Here is a 16,824-nt window from a genome sequence, read left to right on the forward strand (position 1 = left end):
CAATGATATTCTCAGGCATGATAAAGGAGAATTGCTGACAAGATTAAAAAACTATATCTTTGTTTTTTAAGGCTTATCATAAACATTTTATTTGAAGATCTTTTCTATGAAAAACAACAGCTTTTTATTTTCTGCAAAAGGAATCTGTACTGCAGCTTTTCTTTCCTTAAACACAATCGTTTATGCACAGAAAACAGCAGACATCTCAACCATTTCAGAAAAAACATTACATACCATCCTGGAAAAAAACAGAACCTATTACACCCAGGGAAAAGTAGCAGATTACATTCCGGAACTGGGAAAAATGGATGCTAAAGCAATCGCTTTTTCAGTGGTAGATAAAAATGGAAAAGTATTCAACACCGGTGATGTAAGTAAGAAATTTACCATGCAGAGTATTTCTAAAATTATATCATTAATGGTTGCTGCCAACGAAAAAGGAGAAGCTCATATTTTTGATAAAATGGGATACTTTGGATCAGATAAACCTTTCAACCACTTTTCAAACCTTGAAACCACAGGAAAACCCCTTAATCCAATGATGAATGCCGGGGCTATTCTTACCACTTCACTGATCTCAGGAGATGGCGAGAAGCCATTCCTTAAAATACTGGATATGGTAAGATATATTACCAAAAATTCATCAATAGATTATAATAAATCAGTTTATGAATCCGAAAAATCGACGGGACATCGTAACCGCGGTATGTTTTACATCATGAAAAACAGCGGACTGATTTCAGGAAATGAAGACCAGCTGGACAACTATTTCAAGCAGTGTTCCATTGAACTTACCGCTGAAGATCTTGCAAAAATAGGTTACTTCTTTGCCAACCAATGTGTAAGATTCGACGGAGATTCCACCTATAAAAACGCAGATATGGCGAAACTGGTAGAATCACAGATGCTGACCGCAGGAATGTATGAATTCAGTGGCGAATATTCCAGAACAGTGGGCTTACCAAGCAAATCCGGCGTAGGAGGCGGAATTACCGTAAGTGTTCCCGGAAAAATAGGAATCGGAGTATTCAGCCCTGCTTTAGATCAGCATGGAAATTCACTGGCCGGATATCATATGATTTTAGATCTGGCAAAACAGTATGGGTTAAGCATATTTTAAATTCCTACCGTTCTTTATATAAACAGCTCACCAGATATTTGATTCAATAAAAGGTATTTTAATGTATTTGATCCGGGATCATCTTTAAAAGCCTTATTGGTTCAAAAAAACTCAACAACCAACAGATTCAAAAACAGTAAGTATATCAGATACTTACTGTTTTTTTATGAATTTCGGAAAGATATTTAAATTATTCTTAAAAATACCTATCTGTTTATTTATCAAAAAGATAGAAAAAATTCACAAATAATTCAAATTAAATCACATTATATTGATTAATTTTATTTAAATTCGCCTTGCCATTTTATCAGATTGATAAAGGTAATTCTTACATTTCAGAACCCTATTCATTGTATATTATCTTTTTGTAATATACCTAAAAACAAATCTCTTGTTTTTGAAATATTTTATTTTTTATTCCTATATTTGCTTAACATTTTTTTAACTATAAATATTTATAGTTAAAATTTATAAGATTGTACCGGCCATGTTTCTAAGAATAAGGGAACAATAAATATACTTTAATAGTATTTGAATAATTGATATTTTCATATTAAAAAATCATTATCAAATAGCATTTATCATTGAAGATATATTATAGTTTTATTATTTTTATTTCCTCATAACAGAAAATTGTTATTTATACGAATAACATTGGTGTTTTGCTATGAGATATCATTAATCATTTCTATACCGTAAATGCTATGAAAAACTTGACCAAAATCAGGCTGATGTCTTTTGAAAAGCCGGATATAACTACCACAACCCAAAATCTATCCCATACCGATAGATTATTAAATAATTACCACAAAACAACACCTATTGTTAACGATTTAATAAAAACAATTTTTACTATATCGTAGCAAAGAGTAATGGTCTTACGATCGAAAGATCTTGCATTCTGTTATGGAACTCTTGCTATCATTCAATAATTCAATTAACACGCCATGAAAAAATTAACCATTATTGGACTGACGCCTTTTGAAAAGCCGGACGTTAACCTTATATCTAGACTGCACCAGGCGGGTGCACTTCCCGTTCTAAGTTTAGGAAATGAGCTAACGAAAGCCCAGGAAGCGTTACATCAACTTGACCAGATAGACGTACCATCGTATGGTATTTATTTTTCTAACGACAATTTCACGACTCTTCAAATTCCGGAAAAAGTACGATTTGCGATCCTACCATTCGGAATGTCTAAGCCACTCAATGTACCTGTTATTTATCAGGTAACCAGTTTAGAAGAAGCAAGACAAGCTGAACAGGCGGGAGCACAAGGAATTATTATCAAAGGAAATGAAGCTGGCGGATTAGTAGGCTATGAATCCACGTTTGTATTATTCCAGCGTGTGATCAAAGAAATCCAGAGCATTCCGGTGTGGGTACAGGGAGGAATAGGTCTCCATACCGCAGCCGCAGCAAAAGCTTTGGGAGCAACCGGAGTTATACTGGACAGCCAGCTGGCATTGTTCCCTGAAAGTTCAGTTCCTAAGGATCTGAAAGAAGTATGCTCAAAACTGAATGGTACAGAAACTAAGGCGATCGCGAACCATCGTGTACTGGTAAGACCCAATTCACCAGCTTTACCTGAAAACGCAACCGCTGAAGAGCTGAAACAATATTTTACCGGTTTTGACCTTAGCACATGTTATATTCCAATGGGACAAGACATATCCCTTGCAATTGACCTTTATGAAGACTTCAAAACACTGAAAAAACTGATTTTCGGATTTAAAGAAGCCATGTATGGACATCTGAAGCAGGCAAAAGCACTAAATGTCATTGACAAAGGCAACTCTTTAGCTCAGGAACTGGGATTACAGTACCCTATTGCTCAGGGACCAATGACCCGTGTAAGTGATGTCCCTTCATTTGCCAATGCAGTGGCAGATGCCGGAGCTTTACCTTTTGTTGCTTTATCATTATTAAAAGGAGAATCCGCAAAGTCTTTGGTAATGGACACCAAAAAACTTGCTGGTGAAAAAACATGGGGTGTAGGAATTTTAGGATTCGCACCACAGGAATTAAGAGATGAACAGACATCCTATATATTAGAAGCAAAACCTCCCGTTGTTTTAATTGCCGGAGGAAGACCTGCTCAGGCCAAAGTATTTGAAAAGGCCGGAATAAAATCATTCCTACACGTTCCTTCCCCTGCTCTTCTGGATATTTTCCTGAAAGAAGGCGCTAAAAACTTCATTTTCGAAGGACGTGAATGCGGAGGACACGTAGGACCACTTTCAAGTACAGTACTTTGGGAAAAACAAATTGAACGTATTTTAAAAGAAGACCATCCTGAAAACATCAGTGTCTTTTTTGCAGGAGGAATTCATAATGCATTTTCAACGGCATTTGTTTCCATTATGGCTGCACCATTGGCTGCAAGAGGAGTAAAAATTGGAGTATTGATGGGTACTGCCTATCTGTATACTCATGAGGCTGTACAAACCGGAGCTATTCAGGAAGAGTTCCAGTCTCAGGCTATGCAGGCAAAAGATACTGTTTTACTGGAAACAGCTCCGGGGCATGAAACACGTTGTTTAAACACTGCATTTGCCCACCATTTCAATACAGAAAAAGCAAAACTTCTTGCTGCCGGAATGGATAAGAAACAAGTCTGGGAACAGCTTGAAAAACTAAATGTAGGCCGTTTGCGTATTGCTGCTAAAGGTATTGAACGCCAAGGCGACAAACTGGTCAATATTCCTAAAGATGATCAACTGGATTTAGGAATGTACATGATAGGACAGGTTGCTACGATGCATAATCGTGTAATCTCATTGGCAGCCCTGCATCAAAGTGTTGCAGACAATTACGGATATATTCAGGATGCTGCATTATCAGAGGAGCCTGTTTCAACAGAAAAGCCACTTGATATTGCTATCGTAGGGATGGAATGTATCTTCCCGGGCGCTAAAAACCTGGATGAATACTGGAGAAATATTATTTTAGGAAAAGACAGTGTTACTGAAGTACCGGATGAAAGATGGAATAAAGAATTATATTACCATCCCGATTCTGACGGACCGGATGTATCCCACTCCAAATGGGGAGGATTTATTCCTAAAATTGATTTCGATCCACTGGCATTCGGAATTCCGCCACAGTCTCTTGCAGCGATTGAACCTACACAATTGTTGACCTTATTGGTTGCAAAACGCGCCATGGAAGATGCAGGATATGGTGAAAAACACATTAATAGAGAAAATATCTCTGTAATTATCGGAGCTGAAGGAGGTAATGATCTTGCCAACAGCTATAGTTTCAGAGGATACTATAAACAGGTTTTCGGAGAACTTCATGAAGAAGTAAAAGAAGCCTTCCCGCATACCACAGAAGACTCATTCCCGGGTATTCTTGCCAATGTTATCGCTGGGAGAATTACAAACCGACTGGATCTTGGAGGCAGAAACTTTACCGTAGATGCAGCTTGTGCTTCTTCTTTGGCTGCTATTGATTTGGCTTGCCAGGAACTTGTATTAGGTAAATCGGATATGGTTCTTGCCGGAGGAGCCGATTTACACAACGGAATCAATGATTATCTGATGTTCTCCAGTACGCATGCTTTATCCAGAAAAGGAAGATGTGCTACTTTCGATGGTGAGGCAGACGGTATCGCTCTTGGAGAAGGTATTGCCATTCTTGTTTTAAAAAGATATGAAGATGCTGTACGTGATGGTGACCGTATCTATTCAGTAATCAAAGGAGTTGGTGGATCCAGTGACGGAAAAGCATTGGGATTGACGGCTCCAAGACAAATAGGCCAGGTAAGAGCATTAGAACGTGCTTATTCCCAGGCTGGTATCAGTGCTGCTTCTGTAGGTTTAGTGGAAGCTCACGGTACAGGAACCGTTGTAGGGGACAAAACAGAATTAAGTGCCTTAACTAATTTATTCAGCCGTTCAGGAGCTTTACCCGGACAGACTCATTTAGGTTCTGTAAAAACACAGATCGGACATACCAAGTGTGCCGCTGGATTAGCCGGATTAATCAAAGCTTCCCTGGCTGTATATCATGGGGTAAAACCACCTACCCTTCACCTTCAGCAGCCTAATGCTTATTATAATGCAGAAACCAGCCCTTTTGCTTTCCATGCAGAAAGTGGACTATGGAGCGAGAAGAACCGTTATGCTGGAATCAGTGCTTTCGGATTTGGAGGAACGAACTTCCATACGGTTATTGCCAACCATCCTAAGCAGGATAATTCAATCGCAATGCAGTCGTGGCCTTCGGAACTATTTGTTTTCCGTGGAGATACGTATGAAGAAGCCAAAGGACAGTCAGGCCAGATTAAGGCTTTATTAGAAATTAATGATGGTATTCCATTAAAAGATATTGCTTATAGCTTAAGCATCAGTTCAGAAAAACCAATTCAGTTCAGTATTGTCGCTGATACAGTTGAAGACCTGATGATGAAGCTTGAGCTAGTACTGCTAGGGATTGAGACAAAAGATACTTTTACCGTGAATAAAAAAGAAGGTAAAGTAGCGTTCACATTCCCTGGACAAGGCAGTCAGAGAATCAATATGGCTCGTGATTTATTCGTCGTTTTCCCTGCTATGCGTAAGATCATCGATGATTATCCTGAACTTGAAAAAGTAGTTTTCCCCTCTAAGACTTTTAATGAGGCTGATTTAAAACAACAAAAAGAAACCATTAAAGATACCCGTTTAGCACAACCGCTTTTAGGAATTGTAGACCTTGCACTGGCAAAATTCCTGGAATCATTGGGTATTATTCCGGATATGCTGGCAGGTCACAGCTATGGTGAAATACCAGCTTTATGTTTTGCCGGAGTATTTGGAGAAGATAAACTGGTTGACTTAAGTGTTCAGAGGGCTCAGTCTATTTTAGACTCAGTGGAAGGTGGAGATCCGGGTTCAATGCTGGCAGCAAGTGCTACCCCTGAACGTTTACAGCCTATTATTGCTAAAGTAGAAGGATGCTACCCTGTGAACTTCAACGCTCCTACCCAATGTGTCATTGCAGGAAGTACAGAAGCGATCAACAAATTGCTGGAAGTTCTTAAACAGGAAGGTATTTCTGCTAAAAAACTGGAGGTTGCATGCGCTTTCCACAGTCCATTATTGGCAAAATCCAAGGATTTGTATGCTGAAGTCTTGAAAGACGTTCCTTTCCAGGAAATGCAGATTCCTGTGTGGTCCAATACCACAGCAGAAGTATATCCAGCGAATCCTTCAGAAATAAAAGAAAGACTTACTGATCATCTGGTACAGCCTGTAAGGTTTGTAGAACAGCTTCAGGCCATGTATAATGATGGAGCAAGAATCTTCATCGAAGTAGGACCAGGAAAAGTACTTACCGGACTGACCAAATCCTGCCTGGAAAAAGATCAGCTGACCTTATATGTTGAAGACAACAGCCGTAATAAATTCAGTCATCTGCTTTGCATGCTGGCTCAATATTTAGGAACAGGCCGCAGCTTCAATATTAATAAACTTTTTGATGGCAGAAGCGTTAAGGTTATTGATATCAACCAACCTGAGCTTTACAAGAAAAGCCCTGCTATCTGGCGTGTTAACGGGCAAACTGCCCATCCAACTACTGGTAATCTGCCATCTAATGGTGCTTTACCACTAATAAACCCTATTCCCATGAACAATTTTACGAACAATCCACAGGCACCTGCAACTGAAGCTCAGTCTACTGCTGAACGTATGCTGCAGGAATATTTAAACAGCATGAAATTAATGATACAGGCGCAACGTGATGTGATGCTTTCCTTTATGGGACAGAATCCTCAGGCATTCCCTGCTCCTGTATACAATTCACCAATACCAACTCCTGCACATCAGCCTGTATCTACCATTCCGGTTCAGCCTGTTCATCAGGAAAAACCTGTAGCTGTGGCTCCTGTAAAACAAGCTCCGTCAAGAGATATCAAATCCTTATTACTTCAGGTGGTAAGTGATAAAACAGGATATCCACAGGAAATGCTGGGTATGGAAATGGATCTGGAAGCTGATTTAAGTATTGACTCTATTAAAAGAGTAGAAATTATCGGAACACTTCGTAACGAATTAGGAACTCTGGGCAACGGAAATACCAGTGAAGATACCGTTATGGAACAATTAGCCGGAATAAAAACGTTAAGCGGACTTGTTTCATGGCTTACAGAATTCTCGGGAGCAGATACAACAGCTGCCTCAGAAAAAAACGGAACAGCAGCTGAATCATCAGTTTCAAAATCACAGGCTCAGCCGACATTCTCTCTTGAAGATCTTCAAAATGCCATTTTAAATATTGTAAGTGAAAAAACGGGTTATCCAAAAGAAATGTTAGGTCTTGATCTTGATCTGGAAGCTGACCTGAGTATTGATTCCATTAAACGTATGGAAATCATCGGTGATCTTAAAACCAAAATTGGTTTTGGCCAAAACCTTGAACAGGCAGACGATGTTATGGAAAAATTAGCTGCCATTAAAACCCTTCGTGGTCTGGCAAGCTGGATCAGCGAAATGAATGGGGAAACCAATGAAACAGCTCAGGAAGTTAAAGAAACAGACATTGCAGAGCCAGCTCAAAATGTATTATCCCGACTTCGCTTTGACATTACTCCAACTGATGCTTCTTTAGTACAAAATACAGAAGTATTGCAGGGAAAACGTTTTGCCATCACTCAGGATGACAGCAAGCAAACCTCAGCGATCAAGGAAGCACTGGAAAAACATGGAGCCATCGTAGAATTGGTAGACTCGGAAAAAGATCTTTCAAATATTGAGGGATTAATTATGCTGGACCTATTCTCAACAGTTGATAAACCAAGCATTATCGACCATGTGGATCTGATCAAAAAACTGGATTTTGATAAAGCTAAATGGGTATATCTTATCTCTGATATTCCTGCACATCTTCAGGAAATTTCTGATGTAAGCGTATTACGCCACCACCAGGGATATCCGGGGCTTTTCAAAAGTTTAGCAAGAGAATTTGACAATACAACTTGCAGACTGATCAGCCTAAGTACTCCTCAGGAAGTAGATCAGATTGCTGAGATTACTTTAAAAGAGATTTTGACCAACGATAAACCTGCTGAAATCATTTACAAAAATGACCAAAGACATAAAGTAGACATTATCCCTTCCCCATTGTCAACAAGTTTAAGTGAAGCCCATATCCAATTAGATCAAAAATCTGTGGTCTTGGTGCTTGGAGGCGCACAGGGAATTACTGCCGAATTGGTAAAACACATGTCTCAGGCTTATCCATGTACTTATATTCTTGTAGGAAGATCTGCAGATCCGAGAAATGAAATTTCTGCAAAAGAATTTGAAGGAATGAAAACCAAAGAAGAAATCAGAGGTTTCCTTATTAAATCCGGACAGTTTACTTCTCCTGCAGAAATAGAAAAAGAAACAACGAAGATTTTCAAAAACAATCAGATTCTGCGTACCATCCGTGATATGGAAGACCTTGGAAACACCATCATTTACCAATCATTGGACCTTTGTGATGAAGAAGGTTTGAGTAATCTTATAAGCAATATCTATGAAAAATATGACCGCCTTGACGGAGTAATTCATGGAGCAGGTCTTTTAGAAGATAAATTATTCAAACAAAAAACAACAAGCTCTTTCGGACGTGTATTTGATACCAAAGTAAAACCACTTCGTGTATTGGCTGAACAACTTCGTACAGACTGCCAGTTTGTAGTATTATTCTCAAGTATTGCTTCCGTATACGGCAACAAAGGTCAGACAGATTATGCTGCGGCCAACAGTGTACTGGATGATTATGCCAATGCTTTAAATAAAAGATTAAAAGGAAAAGTGATCTCTATCAACTGGGGACCTTGGAAAGGTGCCGGAATGGTTTCTTCCACCCTTGAATCAGAATACGAACGTAGAGGTATTTCTATGATTCCATTGGATGAAGGGAAAGAAATCTTCCTTAACGAAATCAAATACGGAACAGAAAGCCAGGTGCTGATCATGTCAGGAAATAATTGGTAAAACACTGCATAAACTCAATATGAAAAAAACAGATGTTGCTGTAATTGGTCTATCCTGTGTCTTTCCCGGGGCACAGGATGCCAACACTTTTTGGCAGAATATTGTCAATAAAGTTGATTCTACCGAGCTGGCTCCGGCTGATCGGATAGATCCGGTTCATTTCAGTGATGCGACAAGCCCCGTTGACCGTTTCTACTGTCAGCGTGGAGGATTTATCCCCGATTATACCTTCGATCCTACAGCATTTGGTATCTTGCCATTGGCCGTTGAAGGAACGGAACCTGACCATTTGCTTACCCTTGATCTGGTGCAAAAAGCCCTGGAAGATGCCGGCGTATTTCAAAAGAACATTTCTCTTGAAAAAACGGGAATCATCATCGGTAAAGGAAACTATACCGGTCCGGGAGCCACCCGCGCTATTGAAATTGTAAGAACCGGAGAACAGATTTCTTCATTACTGCAGGAATTACTGCCTCATGTTTCTTCTGCAGATATTGAAAAGGTAAAACATGCTTTCCAACAGCGTAAAGGACGTTTTGCAGCCGATACAGCTATGGGATTAATTCCCAATCTCGTTGCTTCTCTTGTTGCCAACCGTTTCAATTTAGGTGGCGCTGCATTTACCGTGGATGCCGCATGTGCATCCGCTTTGATTGCTGTAGATCATGCCGTACAGGAACTTCAGAGAGGTCGTTCCGATATCATGATCGCAGGAGGCGTACACACAGGACAAAACGCTGCTTTCTGGAGTATTTTTGCCCAGTTGGGAGCAATGTCCCGCCAGCAGCAGATCAAACCGTTCAGTATGGATGCTGACGGATTACTGATCGGTGAAGGTTGTGGTTTTGTAGTCTTAAAACGATTGGAAGATGCCGTTCGTGATCAGGATAAAATCTATGCAGTGATCAAAGGCGTTGGCGTAAGCAGTGACGGTACCGGAACCAGCGTAATGAGTCCGGCTGTGAAAGGTCAGTTAAAAGCTTTGGAACAGGCATGGATCAACGCTGATTTAGATAAAAATAAAGTGGGATATCTTGAAGCTCATGGCACAGGAACACCCCTTGGAGATAAAACAGAACTTCAGACCTTAGCTCAGTTCTTCGGAAAAGAAGAAAATGCTCAGGCAGCGGGTATCGGATCTGTAAAGTCCAATATCGGGCATGCTATGCCGGCAGCCGGAATTGCAGGATTAATCAAAACCTGTCTGGCATTACACCATGATACTTTACCACCAACCTTATATTGTGAAAATCCAACTTCGGAGATGCAGAACACAAGGTTTGAACCGGTACAGGAAGCAAAAAACTGGTCAAAAACCGGACTTCCAAAAGTAGCGGCAGTAAATGCTTTCGGATTTGGAGGAATCAATGCACACGTAGTTCTGGAAGGCTATGATATGCCGAAAAAAGACCATGTACTGATATTGGCAAGACCTACGCACGAAGAACTGCTTTCCGCATTACAAAATAATGAAACCGCCATTGGTGAAGGAGATTTCAGAGTGGCTATATTCGATCCAACACCTGCCAGAATAGAAAAAGCCATTAAAATTGTTTCTAAAAATATCATTTGGAAAAACAAACAGGATATCTGGTACACTTCTACTCCATTATTAAAAGATGGCGGTAAAGTAGCCTTTGTATTTCCGGGCTTAGATGGTCTTGCAAAAGGTGAAGTGGAGACGGTAAGCCGTTATTTTGGATTGACAGCTCCTATTGAAACAGAAGGTGAAGGTCTTTTAACCGATGCTTTAAACATCTTCAACAATTGCAGTATCCTTGATAATTCATTGAAAAAACTGGGAATTATTCCTGATATGAATGCCGGACACAGTTTAGGAGAATGGCTGGCAGGATATTCATCCGAATTAGCAGAAGCCAATTCTGTAAAAGCGTTAATTGATGTACTGAATCCTGAAACTTTTGAATTAAAAGACTCTAAATTCATCGCCATAGGAGCCGGAATTGAGGTGATAAAACCTTTTATTACTGAAATTTCAAACCTGTATGTTTCCAATGACAACTGCCCTAATCAGGTCATTCTTTGTGGAAGCAATGCTGCGTTGGATGAATTGGTTCCTTTGTTAAAGGCAAAACAGATTTTCCATCAGGTACTTCCTTTCCAATCAGGATTCCACTCTCCTTTTATCGCGGATAAACTGGATGTGATCCTTGCGGGAATGGAAAAAGCGCAGTTCCAGCAGACAAAAATTCCACTGTGGTCTGCTACAACCTTAGAACCTTATCCTGCAGATCAGGCAGCGATCAGAAAACTGAGTGCAGAGCATTTGGTTCAGCCTGTTCGTTTCCGTGAACTGACAGATACATTATACGAAGAAGGCGCAAGAGTATTCATTCAGGTGGGTACAGGAGGACTGATCGGATTTATTGATGATACTTTAAAAGGAAAAGCCTTCAGTACGATTGCTTCCAGCGTTCCTACCCGCTCCGCATTGGCGCAGTTACAACGCGTTGTCGCTTCATTATTTGTAGAAGGTAAAACCATTGCACTTGACTTTTTAGAAATTCAGAATCACACGAAAAAAGCTTCAGGAAAAGGAATTAAACTGGAATTAGGTTCGCCTATTATCCGTAATTTCAAAGAAGTGAAAGCGTTGGCTCAGTCATTTGATGCGCCAAAACAATATACCGCAACAGCTTCAGCTATTGCCACAAAGAGCGGTCATCCGCTGGTACAGGCATTCCAGGATAACGTTGCTGATATGATCCGTATGCAGGAAGAAGTATTGACTTTATTCCAGAACCGTCCGGAAATCACAATTCAACGCCCTGCAGCTCCGGCAGCACAAGTTGCTCCAAAAGCACCAAGAAGTACAACCTTCTCAAAAGACTTGTATGTAACCCTTGAAAGTCATCCTTACCTGATTGACCACAGCCTATTGAGACAACCTAAAGGTTGGGCCCATGTTGCTGATATGGAACCGGTAATTCCGATGACGATGATTTTTGAGCAGCTTGCAGAAATTGCAGAAGCCGAAATTCCGGGAACACTGGTTCATAAAATCATGAATGTAAGTGTATTCCAATGGATGAACGTTGCCAAACCTTTCGAAAAAACCGTAAAAGGAGAATGGCGATCACCCAACCACGCTTATCTCGATATTGAAAATTTTGCCAACGCAGAAGTCATTTTAAAATCCGCTTCTGTTCCAACACCAGCCTTCAATCTTTCCATCGGTAATCTTTTGCCTATCGAAAGAACCCCTGAGGAAATCTATGACATGCACATGTTCCATGGAGATAAATACCAGGGAATCACTGAAGTTTCAGCCGTTGGAGACAAAGGAATTATCGGAAAAATAAAAGGAAACGGTGGTAAAGGTTCTTTATTGGACAATGCAGGACAGCTATTCGGACTTTGGCTGCAGCTTACTTTGGTAAAAGACCGTATTGCATTCCCTGTAAAGATCAGAGATATTGAATTCTTCGGTGATATGCATGACCAGGAAGGTATTTTTGAATGCACCTGTATGCTGACCGAGCTTAATGATGAATTTGCCATTGCAGATATCATTCTGAAAAGAGACGGAAAAGTATGGTGCGCCATTACCGGCTGGCAGAACAGAAGACTGGAAATTGATGCTCCGTTATGGAATGTTTCCATGTCACCGTTACACAACCGTCTTTCGGAAGAGATTGCTCCTGAAGTGTTCTTTTTCCATCAGGCGTATACCAGAGTAGCTTCATGGGATTTTATCCTGAAAAGATATTTCAACCAGACGGAAAAACAGCATCACCAGCAGCTATTACCCAACAAGAAGAAAGACTGGATGGTAAGCCGTGTAGCCGTGAAAGATGCCGTAAGAAATCTCCTTCGTCAGGAAAAAAATCATGCCTGCTTCCCGATCACGTTTGAAATTCGTTCCGATGAAGTAGGAAAACCTTACCTCATCAGTGATTTTACAGAAGATATTCATATTTCTTTAGCTCATAAAGGCAAAGAAGCCGTAGGAATCGCGAGATATGGAAAATCTGTAGGAATCGATATGGAACTGATGGAAGAACGCAGTTCAGGATTCTACGATATGGTATTTACCGACAACGAATTAGCCTTATTAAAAGACAGAGATCAGGCCGAATGGACCACCCGTTTCTGGGTAGCCAAGGAAGCCTATGGAAAGTTCCTGGGAACAGGACTGAAAGGAAATCCTAAAGCCTTCGAAGTCGAAATGATAAAAGACGATCACCTGTGGATCAACAATATTGAAATCAAAACTATTAAACATAAAAATTATATTATCGGATGGACACTGTAAACGCAACATTAAAAATGAACCACGAAGAACTTTTTACTTTATTAAAAGGTTTTATTACTGAAGTGATTGGGGCTGAATTTGTAGAAGAAATGGATATTACTCCTGAAAGTTCATTCACCAAAGATCTTGAAATGGACAGCATCGAGATTGTTTCTTTCTCAGAAAAAATCAAAGCGCATTTTGGCGATCAGATCGACTTTACAGGTTGGTTATCTTCTATGGATCTTGACCAGCTTATCAATCTTGACCTTAGTATGATCATCAATTATATCTACGAATGCCAATAATCACTGTCAATAACAGACAAGTTCATATACAGGAACTCAACAAAGAAGCCGAACAAACCGTGGTACTTATCCACGGTATGTTCAGTAACCTGTCCATTTATTATTTTAATATTGCCCCTGTGCTGGCCAAGCATTTCCATGTGGTGATGTACGATCTGAAAAGTCACGGTATGAGTGAACGCTTTTTGGATGGGTACGATCTTGACAACATGTCATCCGATTTAATAGGTTTAATAGATCACCTTCAACTGGAAAAAGTACACCTTGTAGGCTATAGCTTCGGAGGTCTTATTGCGCTGAAAACAGCATTAGAATATCCAGACCGCGTAAATCAGCTCGTGGTAATGGAAGCTCCGGATCCTCAGGACGAAAAAGCCCGTAACATCATTGATGAATACAGCAAAGAATTTCTTGAGCATTACGTAGCCAATTTTACAGATACTACCAAAGTGCAGATGGGTAAAAGACAAATGGAAAAGAATCATCGTATGTATGAATTTCTCTTTAATCAGACCACCATTAAAGCAGATATGATCAGGGAAAAACATTTCCTTGATGAAGCTGACTTCAAGGGATTGGAAACTTCCACTTTATTGCTTTATGGAGCTGACTCCAACTGCAGACCTACCGGTGAGTGGCTTCAGTCTCAAATCAGCGGATCTGAACTTGAATTAATTCCGGGCGATCATAACATTCCTATCCAGGAACCCAATCTGATTGCGGAAACAATCGCTCAATTTTTATCTAAAATTTTAACACAAAACCATGGCTAAATTTGCATTTATAGTTCCACCATTGACAGGACATGTCAACCCTACCCTAAGCATCGGTGCTACCCTGCTGGAAAGAGGACATGAAGTAGCCTGGATCAGCCTTGACCCAACGTTAGAGGCTAAACTTCCCGAAGGAGGAAAATTATTACTGATCCAATACGATCAGACCGACGAAGAAAAGAAAGAAAGTGAACAATATCTAGATATTATTTCAAAGAAAGTAGTCTACGGCATAGACAGCGTTAAGTTCCTCTACGAAGAGGTGCTTATTCCGCTGAACAGACATTGCTATAACGGAATTATTGCTTTACTGAAAACATATCAGCCTGATTTGATTATCGGAGACCATCAGTTATTTGCTGCCCCTGTTGCCGCAAAAACTCTTGGAATCCCTTATGCTACTTCCGTTACCGCTCCGGCCGCCATTAAAATCATGAATGAGCTGCCTAAGGTACACGAATGGGAAGTAAATCAGATCATTGATCTACAGAAAGAACTGGGCTTTCAGGAAGAGCGTTCTCTGGCAACCTCAGACCTTTTAACACTTGTGCTGACCTCCAATTATTTTTTTGGTGAAATGGATGATCTGCCTTCTCAATATCAGTTCACAGGTCCCGTTCTTACCGAAAGACGTGTTTCATGTGAATTCGACTGGGAAAAGTTAAAAAGCAAAAACAACAAAAAGATCCTGGTAAGTATCGGTACTACCTTCGATCATGATCATAAAAAAGCTTTCTTCCAAAAGGTCATTGATGCCTTTAAAGATGAAGATTTAACCGTTATAGTGGTTTCCGATCCGCAGCTTTTCGAACAGTGGCCGGATAACTTTATGGTGTATCATCAGGTTCCTCAACTGGATCTGTTGCCTCATCTTGACGGTGTGGTGTGCCATGGCGGTCACAATACCGTATCCGAAACACTATCACACGGTATTCCTTTGGTAGTGATCCCGATTGCCTATGACCAGTCTCATGTTGCCGGACGTGTTGTGCGTACAGAAGCAGGTGAACGTCTTAATTTTAACAGATTTAAAGGAAATCACCTGAGAGAAGCTGTACAGCAAATTCTGAATAACCCAAGCTACAAAGAAGCAGCTCAGAAAGTGGGACAGTCTTTTGTGGAAGCAGGAGGTTCTGCTACGGCAGCCAACTTACTGGAGCAAGCCATATTGAAAGCTTCAAAACCTGAAAAACCATCTAAGTTTTTATTTGTAGTTCCTCCGTTCTTCGGACACGTGAGTCCTACTTTAAGTGTGGGAGCCAGTTTAATTGCCCGTGGCCACGAAGTAAAATGGTTCGGAATTACGCCTTTAGACAGTAAACATATTCCGGAAGGAGGTTCTTATTTCTATCCTGAAGAAGAGTTGGTTCCTTATCAGGAGGAAATTGCCCGCATTCTGAAAAGACAGGATGACGGACCCGCATGTTCCGGACCTGAAGTGATGAAACTGGCCCTGGAAGAAACCTATGTTCCTTTTGCTAAAATGATGATGCCGGGACTTACCAGACTGACCGAAAGCTGGATGCCTGATGTGATCGTGAATGACTGTATTACATTCGGAGGTGCTCTTTTCGCTCACAAACATAATATTCCTTGTGTAACCACTACTCCAGTTCCACCGGATGTGATGGGAGATACAGAAAAAAGTGCTCCAAAAATCTGGGAATGGCAGCAAAACTTAATCAAAGATCTGCAAAAAGAAGTAGGCATTCATGAAGAAGGAATTTATATCCATTCTCACAAACTGAATATGGTGTTTACATCACAGGCTTTCGCTGGTTTTGAAACCGTTCCTTCCCATATGAAATTCGTAGGTCCGGTAAAAGGTCGTCCGAATGATGCCCCATTTGACTGGGATAAACTGAATGCATCTACCACTCCGAAGATATTTGTATCATTAGGAACATTGTTGGTAGACATCAGAAAAGCGTTCTTTGAAAAAATCATCGCTGCCTTTAAAGACCAGCCGGTTACCGTAATTGCCGCTACTCCACCGGAAATCTTTGAAGAATGGCCGGATAATTTTATTGTGAACAGTTTCGTGCCTCAATCTGCAGTGATGCAGAGAATGGATATGGTGATCTGCCATGGTGGTTTCAATACCGTTAACGATACTTTTAGAAACGGATTACCGATGTTAATCACTCCTATTGCTTATGATCATTTCCATATTGCAAAACTGATCGAGCAGGCAGGTTGCGGAATCAGTATCCGATACAAAAGACTTCGTGTAGATGCTCTTCGTGAAACTGCTTTTGAATTATTGGAAAATCCGAAATACAGAGCCGCCGCTCAGGAAGTCCGAAACACATTTACCCTTGCCGGAGGGAACGATAAAGCGGTAGAACTGTTAGAAAATTTTGTGCAGGAACATTCAACATTAGCTTCTGTATAG

The 16,824-nt window shown here is 40.5% G+C and carries 6 protein-coding genes; all 6 read left to right on the forward strand.

Features of this window, described 5'->3' with window-relative positions; genetic code table 11:
• Positions 1-106: 106 nt before the first annotated feature.
• The 6 genes from glsA to CQ022_RS07885 all read left to right on the forward strand — a co-directional run bounded on the left by glsA (position 107) and on the right by CQ022_RS07885 (position 16,824).
• Positions 107-1,120, forward strand: a complete 1,014-nt coding sequence (gene glsA, locus CQ022_RS07860) for a glutaminase A (RefSeq protein WP_105680886.1) — start codon at positions 107-109, stop codon at positions 1,118-1,120.
• Between the two features lie 947 nt (positions 1,121-2,067).
• Positions 2,068-9,093: a type I polyketide synthase gene (locus CQ022_RS07865; protein WP_105680887.1), complete on the forward strand. Its 7,026-nt coding sequence runs from the start codon at positions 2,068-2,070 to the stop codon at positions 9,091-9,093.
• 19 nt (positions 9,094-9,112) lie between these two features.
• Complete coding sequence (locus CQ022_RS07870; protein WP_105680888.1) at positions 9,113-13,369, forward strand: type I polyketide synthase; 4,257 nt, start codon at positions 9,113-9,115, stop codon at positions 13,367-13,369.
• The gene (locus CQ022_RS07875; RefSeq protein WP_002977699.1) at positions 13,357-13,656 is read left to right on the forward strand and encodes an acyl carrier protein; all 300 of its coding nucleotides are present in this window, start codon (positions 13,357-13,359) and stop codon (positions 13,654-13,656) included. The genes CQ022_RS07870 and CQ022_RS07875 overlap by 13 nt, the downstream gene beginning before the upstream one ends.
• Positions 13,647-14,429 (forward strand): alpha/beta fold hydrolase, encoded by a 783-nt coding sequence (locus CQ022_RS07880; RefSeq protein WP_105680889.1) that lies wholly within the window; start codon positions 13,647-13,649, stop codon positions 14,427-14,429. Before CQ022_RS07875 ends, CQ022_RS07880 begins: the two co-directional genes overlap by 10 nt.
• On the forward strand, positions 14,422-16,824 hold the full coding sequence (locus CQ022_RS07885) for a glycosyltransferase (protein WP_105680890.1): 2,403 nt from the start codon (positions 14,422-14,424) through the stop codon (positions 16,822-16,824). The genes CQ022_RS07880 and CQ022_RS07885 overlap by 8 nt, the downstream gene beginning before the upstream one ends.

This window comes from Chryseobacterium culicis, from assembly GCF_002979755.1.
Taxonomy (GTDB): Bacteria; Bacteroidota; Bacteroidia; order Flavobacteriales; family Weeksellaceae; genus Chryseobacterium; species Chryseobacterium culicis_A.

Coding starts and splice junctions, on each gene's coding strand:
- glsA (WP_105680886.1), top strand. CDS start 107: ATGAAAAACAACAGCTTTTTATTTTCTGCAAAAGGAATCTGTACTGCA.
- CQ022_RS07865 (WP_105680887.1), top strand. CDS start 2,068: ATGAAAAAATTAACCATTATTGGACTGACGCCTTTTGAAAAGCCGGAC.
- CQ022_RS07870 (WP_105680888.1), top strand. CDS start 9,113: ATGAAAAAAACAGATGTTGCTGTAATTGGTCTATCCTGTGTCTTTCCC.
- CQ022_RS07875 (WP_002977699.1), top strand. CDS start 13,357: ATGGACACTGTAAACGCAACATTAAAAATGAACCACGAAGAACTTTTT.
- CQ022_RS07880 (WP_105680889.1), top strand. CDS start 13,647: ATGCCAATAATCACTGTCAATAACAGACAAGTTCATATACAGGAACTC.
- CQ022_RS07885 (WP_105680890.1), top strand. CDS start 14,422: ATGGCTAAATTTGCATTTATAGTTCCACCATTGACAGGACATGTCAAC.